The 21,302-nt window shown below is 66.4% G+C and carries 17 protein-coding genes; 5 read left to right on the top strand and 12 right to left on the bottom strand.

Annotation, left to right across the window (positions count from 1 at the left end; all coding sequences use genetic code 11):
- Positions 1 to 279 precede the first annotated feature (279 nt).
- On the top strand, positions 280 to 837 hold the full coding sequence (locus tag F0185_RS01085) for a PEP-CTERM sorting domain-containing protein (protein WP_167220811.1): 558 nt from the start codon (positions 280 to 282) through the stop codon (positions 835 to 837).
- 25 nt (positions 838 to 862) lie between these two features.
- Here the strand turns inward: F0185_RS01085 and F0185_RS01080 are convergent, their stop codons facing one another.
- The 11 genes from F0185_RS01080 to msbA all read right to left on the bottom strand — a co-directional run bounded on the left by F0185_RS01080 (position 863) and on the right by msbA (position 13,222).
- Positions 863 to 1,408 carry a DUF2004 domain-containing protein gene (locus F0185_RS01080; RefSeq protein ID WP_167220809.1) on the bottom strand — a complete coding sequence of 182 codons (546 nt, stop codon included), beginning with the start codon at positions 1,406 to 1,408 and terminating at the stop codon, positions 863 to 865.
- Positions 1,409 to 1,551: 143 nt separating this feature from the next.
- The gene (locus F0185_RS01075) at positions 1,552 to 1,878 is read right to left on the bottom strand and encodes a hypothetical protein (protein ID WP_167220807.1); all 327 of its coding nucleotides are present in this window, start codon (positions 1,876 to 1,878) and stop codon (positions 1,552 to 1,554) included.
- Between the two features lie 6 nt (positions 1,879 to 1,884).
- Entirely contained in the window at positions 1,885 to 2,565 is a 681-nt protein-coding gene (locus tag F0185_RS01070; protein ID WP_167220805.1) for an NAD(P)H-binding protein, read from the bottom strand.
- A gap of 119 nt (positions 2,566 to 2,684) precedes the next feature.
- On the bottom strand, positions 2,685 to 3,494 hold the full coding sequence (locus tag F0185_RS01065; protein ID WP_167220804.1) for an ABC transporter substrate-binding protein: 810 nt from the start codon (positions 3,492 to 3,494) through the stop codon (positions 2,685 to 2,687).
- Positions 3,491 to 4,141 (bottom strand): ABC transporter ATP-binding protein, encoded by a 651-nt coding sequence (locus tag F0185_RS01060; RefSeq protein ID WP_167220802.1) that lies wholly within the window; start codon positions 4,139 to 4,141, stop codon positions 3,491 to 3,493. Before F0185_RS01060 ends, F0185_RS01065 begins: the two co-directional genes overlap by 4 nt.
- Positions 4,138 to 4,845: an ABC transporter permease gene (locus F0185_RS01055; RefSeq protein WP_167220800.1), complete on the bottom strand. Its 708-nt coding sequence runs from the start codon at positions 4,843 to 4,845 to the stop codon at positions 4,138 to 4,140. The genes F0185_RS01060 and F0185_RS01055 overlap by 4 nt, the downstream gene beginning before the upstream one ends.
- Complete coding sequence (locus F0185_RS01050; protein WP_167220798.1) at positions 4,845 to 5,666, bottom strand: formate dehydrogenase accessory sulfurtransferase FdhD; 822 nt, start codon at positions 5,664 to 5,666, stop codon at positions 4,845 to 4,847. The genes F0185_RS01055 and F0185_RS01050 overlap by 1 nt, the downstream gene beginning before the upstream one ends.
- Positions 5,663 to 8,482: a formate dehydrogenase subunit alpha gene (gene fdhF / locus F0185_RS01045; protein WP_167220795.1), complete on the bottom strand. Its 2,820-nt coding sequence runs from the start codon at positions 8,480 to 8,482 to the stop codon at positions 5,663 to 5,665. The genes F0185_RS01050 and fdhF overlap by 4 nt, the downstream gene beginning before the upstream one ends.
- On the bottom strand, positions 8,479 to 10,194 hold the full coding sequence (locus F0185_RS01040) for an NAD(P)H-dependent oxidoreductase subunit E (protein ID WP_167220793.1): 1,716 nt from the start codon (positions 10,192 to 10,194) through the stop codon (positions 8,479 to 8,481). The genes fdhF and F0185_RS01040 overlap by 4 nt, the downstream gene beginning before the upstream one ends.
- A gap of 272 nt (positions 10,195 to 10,466) precedes the next feature.
- Complete coding sequence (gene waaF / locus F0185_RS01035; RefSeq protein ID WP_167220791.1) at positions 10,467 to 11,483, bottom strand: lipopolysaccharide heptosyltransferase II; 1,017 nt, start codon at positions 11,481 to 11,483, stop codon at positions 10,467 to 10,469.
- Complete coding sequence (gene msbA / locus F0185_RS01030) at positions 11,480 to 13,222, bottom strand: lipid A export permease/ATP-binding protein MsbA (RefSeq protein ID WP_167220789.1); 1,743 nt, start codon at positions 13,220 to 13,222, stop codon at positions 11,480 to 11,482. The genes waaF and msbA overlap by 4 nt, the downstream gene beginning before the upstream one ends.
- Before the next feature lie 311 nt (positions 13,223 to 13,533).
- Here msbA and F0185_RS01025 point away from each other — a divergent pair, with 311 nt between their 5' ends.
- The 4 genes from F0185_RS01025 (at position 13,534) to F0185_RS01010 (ending at position 17,667) form a co-directional block, all read left to right on the top strand.
- Positions 13,534 to 14,796 carry an O-antigen ligase family protein gene (locus tag F0185_RS01025; protein ID WP_167220787.1) on the top strand — a complete coding sequence of 421 codons (1,263 nt, stop codon included), beginning with the start codon at positions 13,534 to 13,536 and terminating at the stop codon, positions 14,794 to 14,796.
- Complete coding sequence (locus F0185_RS01020) at positions 14,797 to 15,609, top strand: glycosyltransferase family 2 protein (protein WP_167220785.1); 813 nt, start codon at positions 14,797 to 14,799, stop codon at positions 15,607 to 15,609.
- A gap of 127 nt (positions 15,610 to 15,736) precedes the next feature.
- Positions 15,737 to 16,552, top strand: a complete 816-nt coding sequence (locus F0185_RS01015; protein WP_229476652.1) for a glycosyltransferase family 2 protein — start codon at positions 15,737 to 15,739, stop codon at positions 16,550 to 16,552.
- Positions 16,553 to 16,563: 11 nt separating this feature from the next.
- Entirely contained in the window at positions 16,564 to 17,667 is a 1,104-nt protein-coding gene (locus tag F0185_RS01010; protein ID WP_167220783.1) for a glycosyltransferase family 2 protein, read from the top strand.
- A gap of 19 nt (positions 17,668 to 17,686) precedes the next feature.
- On the opposite strand, the gene dnaE is transcribed toward F0185_RS01010, so the two are convergent.
- Positions 17,687 to 21,238 carry a DNA polymerase III subunit alpha gene (gene dnaE, locus F0185_RS01005; protein ID WP_167220781.1) on the bottom strand — a complete coding sequence of 1,184 codons (3,552 nt, stop codon included), beginning with the start codon at positions 21,236 to 21,238 and terminating at the stop codon, positions 17,687 to 17,689.
- Positions 21,239 to 21,302: the final 64 nt, after the last annotated feature.

Genomic DNA, 21,302 nt, shown 5'->3' with positions numbered 1-21,302 from the left:
AATGATCTCTATATGTGCAAGGCGAAATTGCCTTTTACGATTATAGCAAAATTACCAACGTTAAAATGTTGACTTATTCAAATCTTAATCTTTAACATTTTGAACGCCGTTTTTGGGCCAATCGGGGCAAGAAACTTCCGCCGTCGATCTTATGTGTTGCGCATATGCTACTGAGCGCACGAGTTCGCCTGATACGATCCGCTGACACGTGGCCTTCACGTGGCAGGCCGGGTGCGCTGTCGGCCCCGGGCATTCGTTCCATCCTCAGCGGAGGTAACCATGTTCTTCAGATTGATCAGCGCTGCGACGCTTGCCACTTGCGCCGCAGCAGCCCAAGCCGGCCCCATCGAGTTCCACTTCAGCTACACGGGATTTTACGACAAGGTGAGCAACCAGTTCGATCCGGCGGCTTTGATCGCAGGCAGCTTTATCGCCGAAGACCTGAACGGCGACGGCTTGTTTGCCAAGGAAGAACTGCTTTCGTTCAAACACAATGGTTCGAACGATTACATCGGTTGCGGCGTCGGCGACCAGTATTACTGGAAATGCAGCATCGAGCGCTTCGGCTACCGCATTGGCGGGCCGCTGAAGTTTTCCAGCACCTGGGCGCAATCGGATGTCGCCTACCAGATCAGCAGCTCGACCATCACCGGTGAAGAGTACGTCTACAACTACCGCAGCGCCACCGACGTCCATAGCCGCGGCCTGATCTGGACCGGCCAGACCCGCTTCGCGATCAACGCCCTCAACGCGGTGCCGGAACCGTTTTCGCTGGCGCTGATGGCGATCGGCGCCGCCGGCCTGGGCGCGGCGCGCTGGCGCCGCCGCACACGCTGATGCGCGGCACGGCGCGCAGGCCGTGTCAGCTTTCGACGTCGACGCCCTGGATGCTGCCGTCTTCGGCAAACTTGACCGCGACCACGTAGTTGGTCAGGTCTTCGCCGAAGGTAAAATCGAACATCGCAAACGAGGCATCCGAGTCGTCCGGCATCGGATGCAGGCCCACATGGCTCAGGTGCAGGGTCGCGAGCATGCGCTCCTCGACCGGCAGCGCGGGGTCGGTGCCCTCGATCAGCGTGGCCAGTTGCTCCGGCGAGAACTCTTCCAGGTGATGATCGATATACGTGTCCCTGACCACGCCCCCGGCGTGGAAGTCGGCCACGCAGGCGGCATGCGCACGCGCGATCTTGCTGTCGAGCTGCTCCATGAAGCCGCTGACACGGTCGAGCACGGCCGGATCGAGGTCCTTGACCGCGGAGAACTCGGTAAACCCATCCTCTCCGGGAAATGCGTTGAAGAAAGCGAGTGACAGGTCGATTTCCCGTCCATCGACCAGATACGTGGCTTCGTTGTATTCCTCAGGCAATGCCAAGTTGATGGCGCCGAAGTGGGGGATGATTTTTTCCATGTTGATTCTCAATTGACCAGAACTTGCTATTTTATCAGCCGGTGACATCGCGCAGGAAAGCCCGGCAGCGCCTGGCGGCAACCTTTGTCCACCGTCAGGAACACAAGGAATGGTTGTTTTCCGTACATGATTGCCGGATAAGCTCAGGCCTGCCACACGCCGTAGCCGGCCTCGCGCAAGCCGATGCCCAGTTCGACTTCCATGTCGGCCGCGCCCGCATAAGGCATCGGGTTGTAGACCGCGTACAGTTCCGGCAGCAGGCGCAGCCCGTACTCGCGCACGAACTTGTTGGCCTGGATGCCCGCCTTGTGCTTGTCGAAGCGCAGGTCGACGCTCAATCCCGTCATGCCCACGTACACGCACGGTTTGCCGCTCACGTAATCCGGATTGGACTTCTTGAAACGCGGCTCGTACAGCACGTCCTTCGACAGCTCGATGACATACACACTGTGGTGGTAGCGCCGGCCCATCGGCGCCTACGGCGGCGTGGCGTTGCGGCCGAGCGGGCCGATGTCGGCGCTGCCCAGCACGCGCTTGCGCGCGCCGCCGCGCACCACGGCCAGCATGGCCTGCCCCACCTGGCGCGTGGTCAGCACGTGCCGGGGCATGGCGGCGCGCAGCAGCGGCAGCACGGGCTTCATCAGCGCATAGAAAATGCGGTAGGCGGTGGTCTTGGACTTGATGCCGTCGAGAGGCTCGATCATCCCCGGCCTGAAAATGTACACGCCGCGAAACGGCAGCGCCAGCAGCGCGTTTTCGGTCTTGCCGCGCACGCGCTCCCACATGGTGGCGCTCGTTTCGCTGCTGTCGGCGCCGGCGCCGGACACATACACGAACACCATGCGCGGATTTTTCGCGACCAGCGCATTGGCCGCCGCCAGGGTCAGGTCGCAGGTCAGGCGCGTGTAGTCGGCCTCGCTCATGCGCGACGACGTCACGCCCACGCAAAAGAAGCAGGCGTCGATATCGTCCAGCTGCGCGGACAGCGTGGCGTAGTTGAACAGATCGGCGTGCACCACATCGCGCAGCTTGGGGTGGCGCTGCCCGGTCGGGGTGCGGCCGATGGCGACGACCTGCTCCACATCGGCGGCCTGCAGGCACTCGCGCAGCACGCCCTGCCCGACCATGCCGGTGGCGCCAAATATCAGAACTCTCACGTGGTCTTTCTCCTTGCCGCGCAGGGGCGCATCAGGGCGATATGATAGGCCTTATTGCGTGCCCGCGCAGGCTGGCGAATCGGGTTCGGGGATGATGCCGCTTGAAGCCTCGCTTTGCATTATCGTGCCGGCAGGGCCGACGGAAAAAACAGTTGCTGCCCGTTCGGGCGGAAGGCGGCGATCCGGGCCTGCCCTTCGCCGGAGGTGATCCAGTCGATCAACTGATACGCCGCGCGCTCGTTGATGCCCGGATGGCGCGCCGGATTGACCGCGATGATCCCGTACGGATTGAACATCTTCGGGTCGCCCTGCACCAGGATCGCCAGCGCGGCTTTGTCCTTGAAGGTGGCGTAGGTGGCGCGGTCGGTCAGGGTGCAGGCTTGCAGCTCGGCCGCCATGCCCAGCACTTGCGCCATGCCCAGCCCGGCCGACAGGTAACGCGGCGGCGGCGGGCGTATGCCGGCCGCTTTCCAGTAGCTCTTTTCCATCTGGTCGGTGCCGGAATTGTCGCCGCGCGAAACGAAGCGCACCTCGCTCGACGCCAGCCTGCGCAGGGCGGCGACGATATCGGAGCCGCCTTTGATGTCGGCCTTGTCGGACGGCGGGCAGGCCAGCACGAAGTCGTTGTACATCACGTCGCGCCGCTTGATGCCATGGCCCTCGGCCACGAACGTGTCTTCGGCGGCGCGCGCGTGCACCAGGGCGACGTCGACATCGCCATTTTTCGCCAGTTCCAGCGCCTTGCCGCTGCCGACGGCAATCACCTGCACTTTTGTGCCCGTCCTTGCCTCGAACACCGGCAGCAGCCAGGCCAGCAGGCCGGAATTGTCGGTGCTGGTGGTGGTGGACAGGCGCAGCACCTGCTCGCCCGCCAGAGCCAGCGGGCAGGCGATGCCCAACCAGAGGGCGAATGCGATTTTCCCGGTCATTTGTATTCGAGCTTTCCATCACGTAGTTTAAGGCGTTGCACGCCGGGCATGCCGATCAGGTCACGGTCATGGCAGGCCGTGACCACCGCGCCGCCGCCGGCCGTCAGGGCGGCAATGAGCGATATCACCTGTTCGCGCGCGGTGCCATCGAGGTTGGCTGTCGGTTCGTCGAGCAGCAGCAGGGAAGGCCGCAGCACCGACGCGCGCGCCAGCGCCACGCGCTGCACCTCGCCGCCCGACAGGCGGGCCGGATCGCTCTCGTGCAGGTGCGCGACGCCGGCCCATGCCATGGCCTGCGCCACCGCCTGCGCCACCTGTGCCCGCGGCACGCCGCGCGCGCGCAGCCCGTAGCCGATGTTGGCCGCCACGCTGGTCGAAAACATCACCGGATGCTGGTGCACGTACACGATCGCCGCGCGCAGGGCGGGCGGATACGGCGACAACGCCGCCGGCCGCCCCTGCCAGGTCAGGCCGGATGCCTCGCCCGGTTCCAGTCCGGCCAGCACGCGCAGCAAGGTGCTCTTGCCGGCGCCGTTGATCCCGGTGAGCACGTAAGCGCGGCCCGCGTCGAGCGCAAAGGCGTCCAGGTCGAACAGCACGCGCGCGCCGTGCGCCTTGCGCAGTTTGTCGATGCGCAGCAAGCTCATTGGCGTGCCCCGGCGGCGCGCGTGTCGCCCTGCAGCAGCATCAGCGCGCCGTTCATGAGCAGCGCCAGCGCCACCAGCACGATGCCGAGCGCGATGCCTTGGGCGAACTCGCCCTTGCTCGTTTCGAGCGCGATGGCGGTGGTGATGGTGCGCGTCTCGCCGGCGATATTCCCGCCCACCATGAGCGCGCAGCCCACTTCCGACAACACCCGTCCGAACCCGCTGATCAGCGCCGCCATGACGCCGAAACGCGCTTCGCGCAGCACCGTGAACATGGTGCGCCAGCGCGACGCGCCCAGGGCGATCGCCGTTTCGGCGTAGCGCGCATCGAGCGCCTGCACCGCCGCCAGGGTGAAGGCGACCAGCACCGGGGTGGCGATGATGCACTGCCCGAGCACCACGCCCGGCTGCGAAAACAGCCAGTGCAGCGAACCCCACGGGCCGTGGCGCGACAGCAGCAGGTACAGCAGCAGGCCAATGAGCACCGTCGGCAGCGACAGGCTGGCCTGCACCAGCCAGATCGCGACGCGGCGCGCGGGAAAGCGGTAACTGGCGATCGCATACCCGAGCAGCACCGCCGGCGCGGTCGCCAGCAGCAGGCCAAGCACGCTGGTCTTGAGCGAGACCCACACGATGGCCCACAGCGCGGCGTCGCCCGACAGCAGCAGTGCAAACGCGGCGTGCGTGGCGTCAAGCAGCGACATCAGGGCGCGAGCGGCTCGAAGTCCAGGCGCTCATGGCCGGTCAGCAGCAAAAAGTGCTTGCCGCTGCAGCGCGCCAGCAGCGCCATGCCGATCTTGCCGGCCACCATGTGGCCCATCTGGGTGGTGCCGGAGCGCGACAGCAGGAACGGAATGCCCATCTGCGCGCCCTTGATCACCATCTCGGACGTCAGGCGGCCGGTCGTGTAGAACACCTTGTCGCCCCCGGCCACGCCGTCGAGCCACATGCGCCCGGCGATGGCGTCGACCGCGTTGTGGCGGCCCACGTCTTCCACAAAATACAGCAGCTCGCCCGTGTTCGAGAACAGCGCGCAGCCATGCACCGAGCCGGCCTGCTTGTAGATCGATTGCTGCGTGCGGATGGTGTCGACGATGCGGTACACGGTCGATTGCGCCAGGCGCGCATGCGGCGGCAGCACGATCCGGTCGATGTCGTCCATCAGGCCACCGAACACCGAACCCTGGCCGCAGCCGGTGGTGACCACCTTTTTGGAGGTGCGCGCCTCCACGTCGGCGATGCCGGAACGCGTGACCACGGCCACCGCGTCGACCGACCAGTCGACCTGCACCGAGACGATGTCGGCCACCGCTTGCACCAGGCGCTGGTTGCGCAGATAGCCCAAGGTGAGCGCTTCCGGGGCGCCGCCCAAGGTCATCAAGGTCACCAGCTCGCGCTTGTCCACGTACACTGTCAGCGCCCGCTCGGCGGGAATGGCGATGGTCGAGCGGCGTCCCCGTTCATCGAGCACCTCCACCTCGTGGGTGAGCGGTGCGCGCGCGTCGCTCAAGCGCGGCAAGCTCATGCTGCGGGCATCCCGGCGAGCAGCTGGCCGCCGCCAAAGCTGCCCTGCGGCTCGACCACCCCGCCCAAGGTCACCCGGATGGCGCAGTATTTGAACTCGGGGATCTTGCCGAACGGGTCGAGCGCGGCGTTGGTGAGGCGGTTGATGGCCGCTTCGTAGTAACAGAACGGCACGAAGATCGCGCCGCGCGGCGAACTGTCGTCGGCCCGCGCGTAAAGAACCACCTGGCCGCGGCGCGACGCGATCGTCACCACGTCGCCCGGTTTGCCGCCCAGCGCCGCCAGGTCGAGCGGATGGACCAGCGCCACCGGATCGGGCTCGATCGCGTCCAGCACCGCCGTGCGGCGCGTCATGCTGCCGGTGTGCCAGTGTTCGAGCTGGCGCCCGGTGATGAGCACCATCGGATACGCCGCGTCGGGGCGCTCGTCGGCCGGGATGATATCGGCCGGCACAAAGCGCGCGCGCCCGGACTCGCGCGGGAACTGCCCGGTAAAGACCACCGGCTGGCCCGGATCGCCCTCCTTCGTGCACGGGTAAGTGACGGCGTGCTCGCGTTCCAGCCTGTCCCAGGTGATCCCGCCGATGCTCGGCATGATGCGGCGCATTTCGTCGAACACTTCCGACACGTGCCCGTACCGCCAGTCCAGGCCCAGGCGCTGCGCCATCTGCTGGATAATCCACAGATCCTGCCTGGCCTGGCCGGGCGGGTCGATCGCCTGGCGTCCGATCTGCACCAGGCGGTCGGTATTGGTGAAGCTGCCCGTCTTTTCGGGAAACGCGCTGGCCGGCAAAATCACGTCGGCCAGGTAGGCGGTCTCGGTCAGGAAAATATCCTGCACCACCAGGTGCTCGAGCGCGGCGAGCGAGGCGCGCGCGTGGTTGGCGTCCGGGTCGGACATGGCCGGGTTCTCGCCCATGATGTACATGCCGCGGATCTCGCCGCGCGGAATGGCGTGCATGATCTCGACCACCGTCAGGCCGGGCCGGGAGTCGAGCGGCATGCCCCAGGCCTGCTCGAACTTGGCCAGCGCCTGCGGATTGTCCACCCGCTGGTAATCGGGGAACATCATCGGGATCAGGCCCGCGTCGGACGCGCCCTGCACATTGTTCTGGCCGCGCAGCGGATGCAGGCCGGTGCCGGGGCGCCCGATCTGGCCCGTCATCAGCGCCAGCGCGATCAGGCAGCGCGCGTTGTCGGTGCCGTGGATGTGCTGCGAAATGCCCATGCCCCACAGGATCATCGACGCTTTCGAGGTGGCGTACAGGCGCGCCACGTAACGGATGGTGTCGGCGTCAACGCCGCAGATGGGCGCCATCAGCTCCGGGCTGTAGCCGGCCACATTCTGTTCCAGCTCGGCGTAGCCGATGGTGCGGCTGGCGATGAAGTCCTGGTCGACCAGGCCTTCGGCCACGATCACATGCATCATCGCGTTGAGCAGGGCCACGTCGGTATCGGGCTTGAACTGCAGGTAGCGGTGCGCGCTGCGCGCCAGGTCCGAGCGGCGCGGGTCGCACACCACCAGCTTGGTGCCGTTCTTGATCGCGTTCTTGATCCAGGTGGCCGCCACCGGATGGTTCACGGTCGGGTTGGCGCCGATGACGATCACCACCTCGGCCAGGGTCACGTCCATCACCGGGTTCGATACAGCGCCCGAGCCGATTCCTTCCAGCAGCGCCGCGACCGACGAGGCGTGGCACAGGCGCGTGCAGTGATCGACGTTGTTGCTGCCAAAGCCGGTGCGCACCAGCTTCTGGAACAGGTAGGCTTCTTCGTTGCTGCCCTTGGCCGAGCCGAAGCCGGCCAGCGCGCGCTTGCCGTGCGTATCGCGGATGCGCGCCAGCGCGCCGCCGGCGGCATCGAGCGCCTCGTCCCAGGTCGCTTCGCGGAACACATCGAGCACGCGCGCCGGGTCCATGGAAAATTCGCCGCTCTTGGGCGCATCAAGGCGGCGGATCAGCGGCACCGTCAGGCGCTGCGGATGGTGCGCGTAATCGAAGCCGTAGCGGCCCTTGACGCACAGGCGTTCGCGGTTGGCCGGGCCGTCGCGCCCCTCGACGAACAGGATCTTGTTATCCTTGATGTTGTAGGTCAGCTGGCAGCCCACGCCGCAGTACGGGCAGACCGACTCGACCTGCTTGTCCGGCACCGCCAGGGCGGCGTCGCGCGCCGGGCTCAAGGCGCCGGTCGGGCAAGCCTGCACGCATTCGCCGCAGCCGACGCAGGTGGAGTCGCCCATCGCATCGTCCATGTCGAACACGATTTTTGCGTGGTCGCCGCGCCAGGCCAGGCCGATCACGTCGTTGACCTGCTCGTCGCGGCAGGCGCGCACGCAGCGCGTGCAGGCGATGCAGGCGTCGAGATTGACGGCAATGGCCGCATGCGAAGCGTCGCGCGCCGGCTGGCTGCGTGCGGCGAAGCGCGGCTGGCCAAGGGCCAGCTTGCGCGCCCAGAAATCGACTTCGTTGTGGCGCGTGTAGGCGCGTTCCGGCATATCCGACTGCAGCAGTTCGAGCACCATTTTTTGCGCGGCCACGGCGCGCGCGCTGTTTGTCGCAACCTTCATGCCGGCGGCCGGATGGCGGCAGCAGGACGGCGCCAGCACGCGCTCGCCGTCGATCTCCACCATGCATGCGCGGCAGTTGCCGGCCGTGTCCATGCCCGGTTTGTAGCACAGGCGCGGAATCTCGATGCCTTCGCGCGCGGCCACCTCGATCAGGGTTTCATGGGCAAAGGCGGCGACCTGCCGGCCGTTGATTTCGAACTCCACGGGCGCGCCCTGCAAGGCCGCTTGCTTGTTCCTGCTGATCGCATTCATGGCTGCACCAGTTCATGGGAAAAGTACTTGACGACGCAATCGACCGGATTGGGCGCGGCCTGGCCGAGGCCGCAGATGGAGGCGTCGCGCATCACCTGCGACAGCTCGGCCAGCAGCGGCGTATCCCATTGCGCTTGCCCGATCAGCGCCAGCGCCTTGGCGGTGCCGACCCGGCACGGCGTGCACTGGCCGCACGATTCGTCCTTGAAGAAGCGCATCGTGTTGCGCGCGGCGGCCACCGCCGAATCCTGGTCCGACAGTACCACCACGGCGGCCGAGCCAATGAAGCAGCCGTACGGCTGCAAGGTATCGAAGTCGAGCGGGATCGCGCCCAGCGCGGCCGGCAGGATGCCGCCCGAGGCGCCGCCCGGCAGGTAGCCGTAGAACTGGTGGCCGGGCGCCATGCCGCCGCAGTATTCGTCGATCAGCTCCTGCACGGTGATGCCGGCCGGCGCCAGCTTGACACCCGGTTCGCGCACCCGGCCCGAGACCGAAAACGAGCGCAAGCCCTTGCGCCCGTGGCGGCCCTGGGCGCTGTACCAGGCGGCGCCGTGCTCCATGATGGCACGCACCCAGTGCAGGGTTTCGAAGTTGTGCTGCAGGGTTGGCAAGCCAAACAGGCCGACCTGGGCCACGTACGGAGGGCGCAGGCGCGGCATGCCGCGCTTGCCCTCGATCGATTCGATCATCGCCGATTCTTCGCCGCAGATGTAGGCGCCGGCGCCACGGCGCAGGATGAACTCGGGCATGGAGGTAAACGGCGGGTCGGCGCGCAGGCGCGCCAGCTCGGTCTCGAGCATCGCGCGGCAGCCGTGGTATTCGTCGCGCAGGTAGATATAGATGGTGTCGACGCCAGCCACCCAGGCCGCCACCAGCGCGCCTTCGAGGAAGCGGTGCGGGTCGCGCTCGAGGTAATAGCGGTCCTTGAAAGTGCCCGGCTCGCCCTCGTCGATATTGATCGCCATCAGGCGCGGTCCCGGCTCGCCGCGCACGATGCGCCATTTGCGCCCGGTCGGAAAACCGGCGCCGCCCAGGCCGCGCAGGCTCGACTCCTCCATGGTGGCGATCAGCGCCTCGGCATCGCGCTGGCCGTCGTGGCACGCGTGCGCCAGGACATAACCGCCGGCGCTGCGGTAGCTGTCGTAATCGATGTAGCCGGTAGGCTCATGGGTGGTGTGGCCGTTGCTCACTGCGGCGGCCACCGAGTCGCAACTGGCGCGGGCGAGCGGGTGCTGGCCGACCACGGCCGCCGGCGCCTGTTCGCAGCGGCCGATGCAGGGCGCGGCGAGCACGCGCACGTCCATGCCGACGCCCGCGCCCAGGATGGCGGGCAGGCGCTCGAGCAGGTCGCGCGCGCCAGCCATCTCGCACGAGAGGCCATTACAGACGCGCACCGTCAAGGCCGGTGGCGCGCTCCCGCCTTCGCGCACGACGTCGAAGTGATGGTAGAAGGTGGCGACCTCGTAGACCTCGGCCTGGGCCAGCTTCATTTCCTGCGCCAGCGCCGCCAGGTGGGCGTGCGACAGGCAGCCGAAGGCATCCTGTATTTTGTGCAGGTGCTCGATGAGCAGGTCGCGCTGGCGCGATTGCGCGCCGAGCAAGGCTTGCACTTCCAGCAGGGCCTGCGGATCGACGCGCCGGCCCTTGGGCGCCTGGCGCTTGCGCTGGCGGCTGCTGGCCTGGGGCACGATCGGAATGACGGGATGGTTCATGGAAGATCCTGAAAGCAGCCACGCTGGCTGACGATGACGAATTCACATCATACCCTTGCCAGCATCACATTTCACCTCCCACTGCGGTGTCAGGTCTGACATTCGGACACGGCCTCGACCTTAAATGGTCAAACTTGGTGCCAGGTATTGATCAAACCCGGTGTCAGGTCTGACATTCGGACACGGGCTCAATAGTGGGCCGCATGGTTCCCCCATCTAAAGTCGAGCTCGTGTCCGAATGTCAGACCTGACACCGGGGGTAGGGGGTGGGGTTACATCTGGCGCAGCTCCTGCCAGACCATGCCTGGCTCGAGCTTTTCCATGCAGTCGTGGTGACCCAGCGGGCATTCGCGCTGGCGGCACGGTGCACAGGCCAGCCGCAGCGAGATCGAGCGGGCGACGTCGGAAAACGGCGGGGCGTGGTCGGGGTCGGTCGGGCCGTACAGGGCAATCACCGGCCGGTTCAGCGCCGAGGCAATGTGCAGCAGGCCGGAGTCGTTGGCCACCACCGCGGCCGCGCCGGCGATCAGCGCGATCGCTTCGCTGAGCGAGGTGGCGCCGGCCACGTTGTGGATGCCGTCGGTGCCGGTGAGGGCCGTAATCTCGGCGCAGGCTTCACGGTCCTTGGGCGAACCGAGCAAGGCGATGTGCGCCGACGGGTCTTGTTCGCGCACCGATTGCGCCAGCGCGGCGAAGTGGCGCGCCGGCCAGCGCTTGGCGGCGCCGAATTCGGCGCCCGGCGCAAACACCACCAGCCGCCCCGCCCCGCCCATGCCGTGGCGCGCACGCACCTCGATAACCTGCTCCGGATCGACACACATGGCCGGGCGCGGCACGTCGGCGCGCAGCGCGGCCCCGGGCGCACCGGCCAGCGCGGCGTAGAACGGCACCATTGCGCGCTTTGGCGCATCGTCGTGATGGACCACGTTGAGCAGGCCGTAGCGCATCTCGCCCTTGTAGCCGACCCGGCGCGCGATGCCAGCCAGCCAGGGGATGAGCGCGTACTTGATCGTGTTGGGCAGCACGTAGGCGTCGACGTAGCCGCGCACGCGCAGCACCTTGGCGTAGCGCCAGCGCTCGCGCAGTTGCAGCGCGCCGTGGCGGAACGGGGTTTCGAGCACGCTGTCGACTTCGATCATGGCGCGCCACGCCGGCGCCACCGAGGGCGGCGCCAGCACGTCGATCGGACGCGCCGGATGCTGCCGCTTCAACATCTGCAGCAGCGGCTGGGCCATGACCGCGTCGCCGATCCAGTTCGGCGAGATGACCAGGGTGCGTCCTTCGCTCATGCTTCTGCCTTGTTTTCCGACTTATTGGCGAACTGCAGGCGGTACAGGTTGGCGTACATGCCGTCGTGCGCCAGCAGTTCGTCATGGCGTCCCGCTTCCACGATCCGCCCCTGGTCGAGCACCACGATGCGGTCGGCCCGTTCGATGGTCGAGAGGCGGTGCGCGATGACGAGCGTGGTGCGCCCTGCCATCAGGGTGTCGAGCGCGCCCTGCACCGCGCGTTCGGATTCGTTGTCGAGGGCGGAGGTGGCTTCGTCCAGGATCAGGATCGGCGCGTCCTTGTAGATGGCGCGCGCGATCGCCACGCGCTGGCGCTGGCCGCCCGACAGGCGCATGCCGTTTTCGCCGATCGGCGTATTGACGCCTTCCGGCAGGGCCGCCACCACATCGTCCAGGTGGGCCGCCTTGATGGCCGCGGCCAGGCGCGCCGGGTCGACCCGTTCGGCGCCGTAGGCGATGTTGGCGCCCAGGGTGTCGTCGAACAGCACCACGTTCTGGCTGACCATGGCCAGCTGCGCGCGCAGGCTTTGCAGGGTGATGTCTTCATATGGCACGCCGTCGAGCAGGATGCGCCCTCCCTGCGGCGAGTAAAAGCGCGTCACCAGGTTCACGAAGGTCGACTTGCCGCCGCCGGACATGCCCACCAGCGCCACGGTCTGCCCCGGCAGCACGTCGAGCGTGACATCGTTCAGCGCCAGCGGGTTGTTGTCGGTGTAGCGGAACTGTACGTTCTGGAACTGCAGATGACCGCGCGCGCGCTCCAGCGCGACCTTGCCCGGATCGGCTTCGACCGGGGTGTCGATCATGGCGAACACGGTTTCGGCGGCGGCCATGCCGCGCTGCAGCGGACCGTTCACGCCCACCAGCGACTTGAGGGGCGCGAGCAGCATCAGCATCATGGTGATGAAGCTGATGAATTCTCCCTGGGTCATCCCGGAGCTCATGGCGATGACGATCACCACCGACACCGCCAGCGCGGTGGCGCTCTGGGTGATCGGCACGGTGGCGGCGCTGGCGACCGTGATGCGCTGCGAGAAGCCGAGCAGCGCGCCACTGCGCTGTTCGAACCGTTCGCGCTCGTAACGCTCGCCGGCGAACACGCGGATCACCTGGTGCCCGCGCGCCGCTTCTTCGACCACCTGGGTCATTTCGGCGGTCACGCGCTGGTTGTCGCGGCTCAGGCGGCGCATGCGCTTGGCGGTGGTGCGCACGATGGCGGCGGTGACCGGCATGACGACCAGCGCGATCAGGGTCAGTTTCCAGTTGGTCCACATCAGCATCAGCAACAGGCCGACGATGACGAGCGAATCGCGCACATAGGCCACGAACACGGAATTGATCATGTCGACCACCTGGCGCACGTCGCCGATGACGACGTTGATGATCTTGCCGGTCGATTCTTCGTGAAAGCGCGCCACCGGCAGGCGCAGCAAGCGGTCGAACACCATGCGCCGCAGGTCGTTGAGCACGCGGCTGATCACCCAGTTGTTCAGGTACGCGGTGGAGAAGGTGAAGATGCCGCGCCCGATGAAGATCGACAGCAGCACCAGCGGCACCAGCCACAGGGAAAATTCGACCCGGTGCGGACCGAAGCCTTTGTCGATCAGCAGTTGCAGCGCGTAGCCGAGCGCCGGCTCGGTGACGGCGGTGCCGGCCATGGCCAGCAGCGACATCAGCGCGCGCGCACGGTACGGTTTGACGATAGCCAGCAGGCGCCGGACTATGACACTATTTTCCATCGTTTTCTCTTTCAGAGCCTGGTCCGGTTGCGGCATGCCGCGCTTGTAAATACGCAGCCTGTACCAGAGGCTCGACATTTTCGCACACGCGGTCCGGGTGCGGCCACTACAAACATCGCGGGCACGCCAAATACAGCCGCGCCGCCGCTTCCCCGCGCGCGCATCCGGCCGCCCCGGGCCACCTGCGGACCGTACTGTAAAATGGCGAACAAATTTTAGGGGGGCAGGCGCCGCGCACGACGGCGCCCGCTATCGCCACGCTCAACGCGCGGCATGCACGACCCAGGTCGCTTAACAAGGCTATTGCTACAATGCAAGATTTTCCCGGTTTTCCGATTTCACGGCTTGAGCGCGCGGTTCAGTACCTGCTCTTGCTGGCGCTGTTTTGCGTACCGTTTTCCACCTGGCTGACGAATGTCTTTGCCGGTTGTTGCGTGCTCTGTTTCGGCGCCGCCCTGTACACCAGCGCTGCGCTGCGGGCCGCGCTGCGCGCGCCGCCGGCGCTGCTGGCCTTTGGTTTGCTGGCGCTGCTGGTGCTCGGCGCCAGCTGGTCGATCGGGCCGCCGGCCGATATCGTCTCGGCCCTGAAAAAATACTCGCGCCTGCTGGTGCTGCCGATCGCGGTGGCCACCAGCCTGCGCGACCCGGGCATGCCGGGGCGCGCGCTGGCCGCCTTTTTCGGCGGGGCGGCGGTGCTGGCCATCTCGAACTACCTGGTCTGGCACGACCTGATGCCCGCCTCCCCGGAAGGCTACTGGCGCATCGGCACCGCCAAGGATTCGTTCTCGTTCAAGAATCACATCACGATCGGCATCCTGCTCAGTTTTGCGACGGTGACCTGCCTGCTCGGCGCCACCTATGTGCAGGGCGCGCGGGCGCGCGTGGCCTGCGTGGCGGCCGGAATCCTGTTCAGCGTACCGATCATTTTCCTCAACCAGGGCCGCACCGGTTACGTTGCCCTGTTCGCGGGCATGGTGGTGCTGTTCCTGCTGCGGGTGCGCTTTACGCTGCTGCGCACCAGCTGCGGGATGGCGGCCATCGTGCTGCTGTTCGTGGGTTTTTACGCCAGCTCGAACAACTTCAAGCTGCGCACCGATGACCTGATCACCGAGGTGCGCACCGACCAGAAACGCTCGCCCAACGGCCTGCGCATGAGTTATCTGCGGGTCGGCTCCAGCATCATCGCCGCCCACCCGCTCGCTGGCCTCGGGACCGGCTCGTTCGCCGAGGTGTATGCGCCAACCGCGCTGCGCGACTGGCCCGAGGACGAACTGGGAAAAACGCGCCACCAGCCGCACAGCGAGTTCCTGCTGATCGCCGCGCAGCTTGGCGTGCCCGGCCTGCTGCTGTATTTCGCCATGCTGGGCAGCCTGCTGCGCCCGGCCCTGCGCACGCGCTCCTTCCATGCCGATGCGCTGGTGCTGCTGTGGGTGATCTATGTGGTCAGCTCCTCGTTCAACAGCCTGCTGTGGGATGTGACGGAAGCCTACTGGTTCCTGCTGCTGGCCGGCTCCCTGTATGTGAGCGCACGCCACCAGACGACGCCCGGCAAGTTCACCTTGCAGGGTAGCTAGATGCGCGCCGACGTCCTCATTTCCATCATCGTCGCCACCTACAACCGGCCCGACGCGCTCGAAGCCGTGGTCGACGCCTGCTTTGCGCAGAGCGACAGGCAGTTCGAAATCATCATCGCCGACGACGGTTCGGGCGAGCCGACCCGCGCCTGTGTCGCGCGCCTGCAAACGCGTGCGACGGTGCCGCTGCGCCATGTGTGGCAGCCGGACCAGGGCTTCCGGCTGGCGATGGCGCGCAACCAGGGCATCCTGGCCTCGCGCGGCGAGTACATCGTGCTGCTCGACGGCGACTGCATCCCGCAACGCGATTTCGTGGCGCGCCACCGCGCACTGGCGCAGCCGGGCTGCATGGTCACCGGCAGCCGCATCCTGCTCGACGACGCCTTCACGCAGCGCGTGCTGGCCGACAAGCGCGACCTGCACACGCTCGCTGTCGGCGAAAAGCTGGCCCTGCGCGCGCGCGGGCACCTCAACAAGGTGCTGCAATTGCTGTTCAAGCTGCCCGACCTGGGGCGGGTGCAAAAACGCTTCAGCTGGCGCCGCATCAAGGGCTGCAACATGGCCGCCTGGCGCAGCGACATCGACACCGTCAACGGCTTCGACCAAAGCTTCGAGGGCTGGGGGCACGAGGACGCCGACTTCGTGGTGCGCCTGTTTAACGCCGGCGTGGTCCGCAAGGATGGCGCGTTCGCCACCGAAGTGTTTCATTTGTGGCACCGCGAAAACGCGCGCGACGAAGCCTCGAGCAACCGCGCGCTGGTGCGCCAGCGCGCCGCCGAGCACACCGTGCGCGCACTGCGCGGACTGGCGTGACATGGCGCGCGTGGATAAGCGCTTTGATGCCGTAAGCGCTGGACCTTGTGCGGCGGGGACGTATAATAGGTATGTACGCGTTGGGCGCTGCCGCTGGCAGTGAATGTCGTTTCACCGGGAGTCCATCTTGTCACGTCCGCACACCATTTCTCTGATCGTCACCACCTACAACCGGCCCGATGCCCTGGAAGCGGTGCTGCGCGCCTGCCTGGCGCAGGATGACGAGGATTTCGAGATCATCGTCACCGACGATGGGTCGACCGAGGCGACCCGCCACTGCGTCGAACGCATCGCGGCGGGCACGCAGCGCCGCCTGGTGCATGTGTGGCAGCCCGACGACGGTTTCCGCGTGGCGCGCGCGCGCAACCAGGGCGTGCTGGCGGCGCGCGGCGATTACGTGATTTTCCTCGACGGCGACTGCGTGCCGCGCAAGGATTTCGTGGCCAGCCACCGGCGCCTGGCGCAGCCGGGCTGCATGATCACCGGCAGCCGCGTGCTGCTGTGTCCCGAATTTACCCGCGCCGCCCTGGCCGAACAGCGCGACCTGCACGAGGCGGGGCTGGGCGTGTGGTGGCGCGCCTGGCGCGCCGGGAATATCCAGAAGATCCTGCAGCTGGCGATCCGCCTGCCCGACCTTGGGCGGGTGCGGCGCGGCTTCACCATGCGCCGCATCAAGTCCTGCAACATGAGCGCCTGGCGCAGCGACATCGAGCGCGTGAACGGTTTCGACGAATCGTTCTCCGGCTGGGGTCATGAAGATGCCGATTTCGTGGTGCGCCTGTTTAACGCCGGCGTGCGGCGCAAGGACGGCGCCTTCGCCACCGAGGTGTTCCACCTGTGGCACAAGGAGCGCAATCGCGACCAGGCGGCGCATCACGACAAGCTGGTGTACCAGAGCCAGGTCGACAAGATCATTCGCGCGCCGGTCGGGCTGGCGCGCTAGCCCGGGCACCCATGGTCACGCACGCCGCGGCGCCGCAGCCGCTATTGAGCATCATCGTCCCCGCCTGGAATGTGCAGAACTTCATTGCGGCGTGCCTGGAATCGGTGCTGGACCAGATGGGCCCACGCCATGAACTGATCGTCATCGACGACGGCTCGCGCGACGCCACCCTGGCGCGCGCGCGTGCGCTAATCGAGGCGCGCAGCGACATGGCGTGCACCGTACTGGCGCAGGACAACCAGGGCATCGCCATGGCGCGCAACCGGGGCCTGGCTTGCGCGCGCGGCGAGTACATCGTGTTCGTCGACAGCGACGACCGCCTGCTGGCAGGCTCGCTGGCGGCGCTCGAGCAAGCCATCGACGCGCATCATCCGGACGTCATCGCCTGCGACTTCCGCGTGTGGCTGCCGGACCAGGAAGACAAATCGCACCGGGTCGGCCTGCGCTATCGGCCTGGGCTGCTGCGCGACCAGGCCACTATTCTCAATACCTTCTTTGCCGACCGCCAGATGTATGTGTGGGCCAAAGTCTTCAAGCGCGCCGTGTACGAGCAGCTGGAGGCGCCCGTGTTCCCGCCAGGGCGCGTATTCGAGGATATGTCCACCCTGCCCCGGCTATTGAGCCAGTGCGCCAGCCTGCTGTACCTGCCGCACGCGATCATCGATTACCGCCAGCACCCGGACAGCATCACCAAGCTCATTTCGGAGACTTGGTGCATGGACCTGGCGGGGGCGCTGCCGGTCGCGCGCGGGCACCTGGAGCGGCTTGGGGTGGCGCCGTCAGTGAAAACCCACTTCGATATCGCGGCCGGGTACTTTTATATCGGCGTGGTCAAGGATTCGTACGAACTGCCGCGCGCAAGCGGGCGCCGCGTGCGCGCGTTCATCAAGTCGGTGTTCGTGGAGAGCCTGTTCGGCGACTGCGCCAGCATGCTGGCGGCGGTGCAGGCCGGGCAGACGGTGTCGATCGACAGGGAGCATGATGCACGCATGATCCGCCAGGTGGAACGCGCGCTGGCGGGGAATTTTGTGTTCCGGGCCAGGCAGACGGCCAGTCGCAAGATCAAGGTGTGGAAGCGATTGCGCAGGACTCAAAAGGCGGCGCTGGGGTTGTAGGCCCCTCGTTCCACGCGGATCAGTACTCGACCGCGACCTCGCGCGCGCCCAGCACCTGCTCCAGCGCCAGGGTCAACGCATCCGACGGCGCCACCCTCCAGTCGTCGCCGAACTGCAAGGTGCAATCGACGCCCTGCGGCTTGACCCGCATCGCCACCGGCAAGCCGGTCATGGCGCGGTACGGTTGCAGCACTTCGGCGATTTTCGACGAGGCTACCTTGCCCGGCAGGTACAGCCCGAGCTGGCGCCCGTAGTGCACGCGCGCCGAGGTCAGGTCGAACACCTTCTCGGCCGTGATGCGCAAGCCGCCGTTGAAGCGGTCTTCCGACACCTTGCCCACCACCGCCAAAAACTCGTCTTCCTTGAAGATGTTCTTGTTCGACTCGACCACTTCGCTGTACACCGTCACTTCCACCGTGCCGCTCTTGTCGTCGAGCGAGACGATCAGGATCTTGCCGCGCTGGGTCATCTGGGTGCGCACGCCGGTGATCACGCCGCACATCATGCGCGGCTCGCGCGACGGTTCCAGGTCGGTCAGCTTGGTGCGCGCAAAGCGCCGCGCCTCGGTCGCAAACGAATCGAACATGTGCCCCGACAGGTAAAACCCGAGCGCGATTTTTTCTTCCGACAGCTTCTGGCGGTCGGTCCACGGCGTCGCTTTCACGTACTCCGGCGGGGCCACCAGGTCGCTGTCGTCGCCGCCGAACAGGCTGACCTGGTTGACCGAGGCCGAGGCCTGGTCGGCCACTTCGACCGCGAACGGCACCGAGGCCAGCAGAATCGCGCGGTCGACCTTGAAGCAGTCGAACGCGCCGCTGCGGATCAAGGATTCGATGGTGCGGCGGTTGATCTGCTTGCGGTCGACCCGCTTGCAGAAGTCGAACAGGTCGGTGAACGGCCCGCCGGCGGTGCGCGCGGCGATGATCGCTTCGATCGCCGACTGGCCCGAACCCTTGACCGCGCCCAGCCCGTAACGGATGTTGGTGACGCGCTTGCCGGTGACCGACGGTGGCGGGCCTTCCGGCATGAAGCGGTAGTCGGAATGGTTGATATCGGGCGGCAGGAGCGTGAGGCCGCAGATCTCCAGCGAGTCCACGACCAGGATCTTGATCTTGTCGGTGTCGTCCATCGCCAGCGACAGGTTGGCGGCCATGAAGGCGGCGGTGTGGTGCGCCTTCAGGTAGGCGGTGTGGTACGACAGCAGCGCGTAGGCGGCGGCGTGCGACTTGTTAAAGCCGTAGCCGGCGAACTTTTCCATCAAGTCGAAGATCTCGTCGGCCTTTTCGGCCGTCAGGCCATCCTTGGCGGCGCCGGCGCGGAAGATCTCGCGGTGCTCGGCCATCTCTTCGGCCTTCTTCTTGCCCATCGCGCGGCGCAGCATGTCGGCGCCGCCGAGCGAGTAGCCGCCGACGATCTGCGCCATCTGCATGACCTGCTCCTGATACACCATGATGCCGTAGGTTTCGGACAAAATGGATTCGGTGCGCGGGTCGGGATAGTCGAAACGCTCGCCGTGCTTGCGCTTGCAGAAGTCGGGAATGAGGTCCATCGGGCCGGGACGATACAGCGCCACGAGCGCGATGATGTCCTCGAAGCGGTCGGGACGCGCGTCTTTGAGCATGCCCTGCATGCCGCGCGACTCGAGCTGGAATACCGCGACCGTCTTGGCCTTGGTCAGTAGCTCGTAGGACGCCTTGTCGTTGAGCGGCAGCTTTTCGAGCGCGAAGTCGGCGTTGGCCGGGTCGAGCTGCTTGATGTAGCGTACCGCGCGGTCGAGAATGGTGAGCGTGGTCAGGCCCAAAAAGTCGAACTTGACCAGGCCCACGGCCTCCACGTCGTCCTTGTCGTACTGCGAAACCACGCCCGAGTCGCCGCCCTGGGTGTACAGCGGGCAGAAGTCGGTCAGTTTGCCGGGGGCGATCAGCACGCCGCCGGCGTGCATGCCGATATTACGGGCGATGCCTTCGACCTGCTGCGCCAGCGCCAGCAACTGCTTGACCTCGTCCTCGTTTTCCAGCCGCTCCTTGAGCATCGGTTCTTCTTCGATGGCGTCGGCGATCGTCACTGGCTTGCCCGGCTTGAAGGGAATCAGCTTGGAGATGCCGTCGCAGAAGTTGTAGCCGAAATCGAGCACGCGGCCGACGTCGCGGATCGCGCCCTTGGCCGCCATGGTACCGAAGGTGGCGATCTGCGAGACCGCTTCCTTGCCGTACAAGTCCTTGACGTGCTGGATGACGCGGTCGCGCCCTTCCTGGCAAAAGTCGATATCGAAGTCGGGCATCGAGACGCGTTCGGGATTCAAGAAGCGTTCGAACAGCAGGTTGTACTGCAGCGGGTCGAGATCGGTGATGAGCAGCGAATACGCCACCAGCGAGCCGGCGCCCGAACCGCGGCCCGGGCCGACCGGCACGCCGTTTTCCTTGGCCCACTTGATAAACTCGGCCACGATCAGGAAGTAGCCGGGGAACTTCATGTTACAGATCGTATCGGTCTCGAACTTGAGGCGCGCTTCGTAGCGCGGGCGCGCCGCTTCGCGCTTGACCGGGTCCGGGTACAGGTGGAGCAGGCGCTGTTCCAGCCCGGCCTGCGATTCGGAGACCAGGAACTGGTCGATCGTCATGCCGGGCGGCGTGGGGAAGTTCGGCAGTTGCGGCTTGCCGAGGGTGAGCACGACGTTGCAGCGCTTGGCGATCTGGACCGAGTTGGCCAGGGCCGCCGGCATGTCGGCGAACAGCTCGGCCATCTCGGCCTGCGACTTGAAGCGCATCTCTTCGTTGAAGCGCTTGACGCGCTTGGCGTTGGCCAGCATTTCGCCTTCGGCGATGCAGGTGCGCGCTTCATGGGCGATGAATTCCTCGGGCGAGAGGAACTGGATCGGGTGGGTGGCGACCACCGGCAGGCCCAGTTTGGCGGCCAGCGCGACCGCGTGGCGCACCTGGGCTTCCTGGTTGGGCTGGCCGGCGCGCTGCACTTCGATGTAGAAGTGGCCGGGGAAGACCGCCGCCCAGCGCTGGGCGCAGCGTTCGGCCAGCGCCAGGTTGCCGTTTTCGATGGCGGTGCCGACGTCGCCGAAGTGGGCGCCGGAGAGCACGATCAGGCCATTGGCCTGGTTCTCGTCGGGCGAGAGGGTCGAGACGCTGGTGGCCAGCGCCTCGAGCCACTCGGGGCGGATTTCGGCGCGGCCCTTGTGCTGGTTGGTCAGCCAGGCTTTGGAGAGCAGTTCGCACAGCTGCAGGTAGCCCATGCGGTTCTTGGCCAGCAGCAGCAGGCGCGATGGCTTGTCGCGGTTGTCGTCGTTGCTGATCCAGGCGTCCACGCCGATGACCGGCTTGATGCCCTTGCCGCGCGCCGATTTGTAGAACTTGACCATGCCGAACAGGTTGGCCAGGTCGGTGATGGCCAACGCCGGCTGCTTGTCCTTGGCGGCGGCGGCGACGATATCGTCGATGCGCACCAGGCCGTCGACGATCGAGTACTCGGAGTGCACGCGCAGGTGGACGAAGGCCGGTGCGGCCGGCTTGGCTGGCGCGGCGAGCGTGGTGCTCCCGGCTTCGATGACATCGGTACTCATGTGTGTTTCGCCTGCTGTACAAAGAGTGCTATTTTACCGCGCTGGCGGCTTGCGCGAGAAAAGC

The sequence above is a fragment of the Massilia rubra genome (assembly GCF_011682065.1).
GTDB lineage: Bacteria > Pseudomonadota > Gammaproteobacteria > Burkholderiales > Burkholderiaceae_D > Telluria_A > Telluria_A rubra.
The sequence above is the reverse complement of the archived record's forward strand: the minus strand, read 5'-3'. Positions and strand labels throughout refer to the sequence as shown.

Bases quoted from the DNA above. Each gene is read 5' to 3' on its own strand.
- F0185_RS01085 (WP_167220811.1), top strand. From the start codon at position 280: ATGTTCTTCAGATTGATCAGCGCTGCGACGCTTGCCACTTGCGCCGCA.
- F0185_RS01080 (WP_167220809.1), bottom strand. From the start codon at position 1,408: ATGGAAAAAATCATCCCCCACTTCGGCGCCATCAACTTGGCATTGCCT.
- F0185_RS01075 (WP_167220807.1), bottom strand. From the start codon at position 1,878: ATGGGCCGGCGCTACCACCACAGTGTGTATGTCATCGAGCTGTCGAAG.
- F0185_RS01065 (WP_167220804.1), bottom strand. From the start codon at position 3,494: ATGACCGGGAAAATCGCATTCGCCCTCTGGTTGGGCATCGCCTGCCCG.
- F0185_RS01060 (WP_167220802.1), bottom strand. From the start codon at position 4,141: ATGAGCTTGCTGCGCATCGACAAACTGCGCAAGGCGCACGGCGCGCGC.
- F0185_RS01055 (WP_167220800.1), bottom strand. From the start codon at position 4,845: ATGTCGCTGCTTGACGCCACGCACGCCGCGTTTGCACTGCTGCTGTCG.
- F0185_RS01050 (WP_167220798.1), bottom strand. From the start codon at position 5,666: ATGAGCTTGCCGCGCTTGAGCGACGCGCGCGCACCGCTCACCCACGAG.
- fdhF (WP_167220795.1), bottom strand. From the start codon at position 8,482: ATGAATGCGATCAGCAGGAACAAGCAAGCGGCCTTGCAGGGCGCGCCC.
- F0185_RS01040 (WP_167220793.1), bottom strand. From the start codon at position 10,194: ATGAACCATCCCGTCATTCCGATCGTGCCCCAGGCCAGCAGCCGCCAG.
- waaF (WP_167220791.1), bottom strand. From the start codon at position 11,483: ATGAGCGAAGGACGCACCCTGGTCATCTCGCCGAACTGGATCGGCGAC.
- msbA (WP_167220789.1), bottom strand. From the start codon at position 13,222: ATGGAAAATAGTGTCATAGTCCGGCGCCTGCTGGCTATCGTCAAACCG.
- F0185_RS01025 (WP_167220787.1), top strand. From the start codon at position 13,534: ATGCAAGATTTTCCCGGTTTTCCGATTTCACGGCTTGAGCGCGCGGTT.
- F0185_RS01020 (WP_167220785.1), top strand. From the start codon at position 14,797: ATGCGCGCCGACGTCCTCATTTCCATCATCGTCGCCACCTACAACCGG.
- F0185_RS01010 (WP_167220783.1), top strand. From the start codon at position 16,564: ATGGTCACGCACGCCGCGGCGCCGCAGCCGCTATTGAGCATCATCGTC.
- dnaE (WP_167220781.1), bottom strand. From the start codon at position 21,238: ATGAGTACCGATGTCATCGAAGCCGGGAGCACCACGCTCGCCGCGCCA.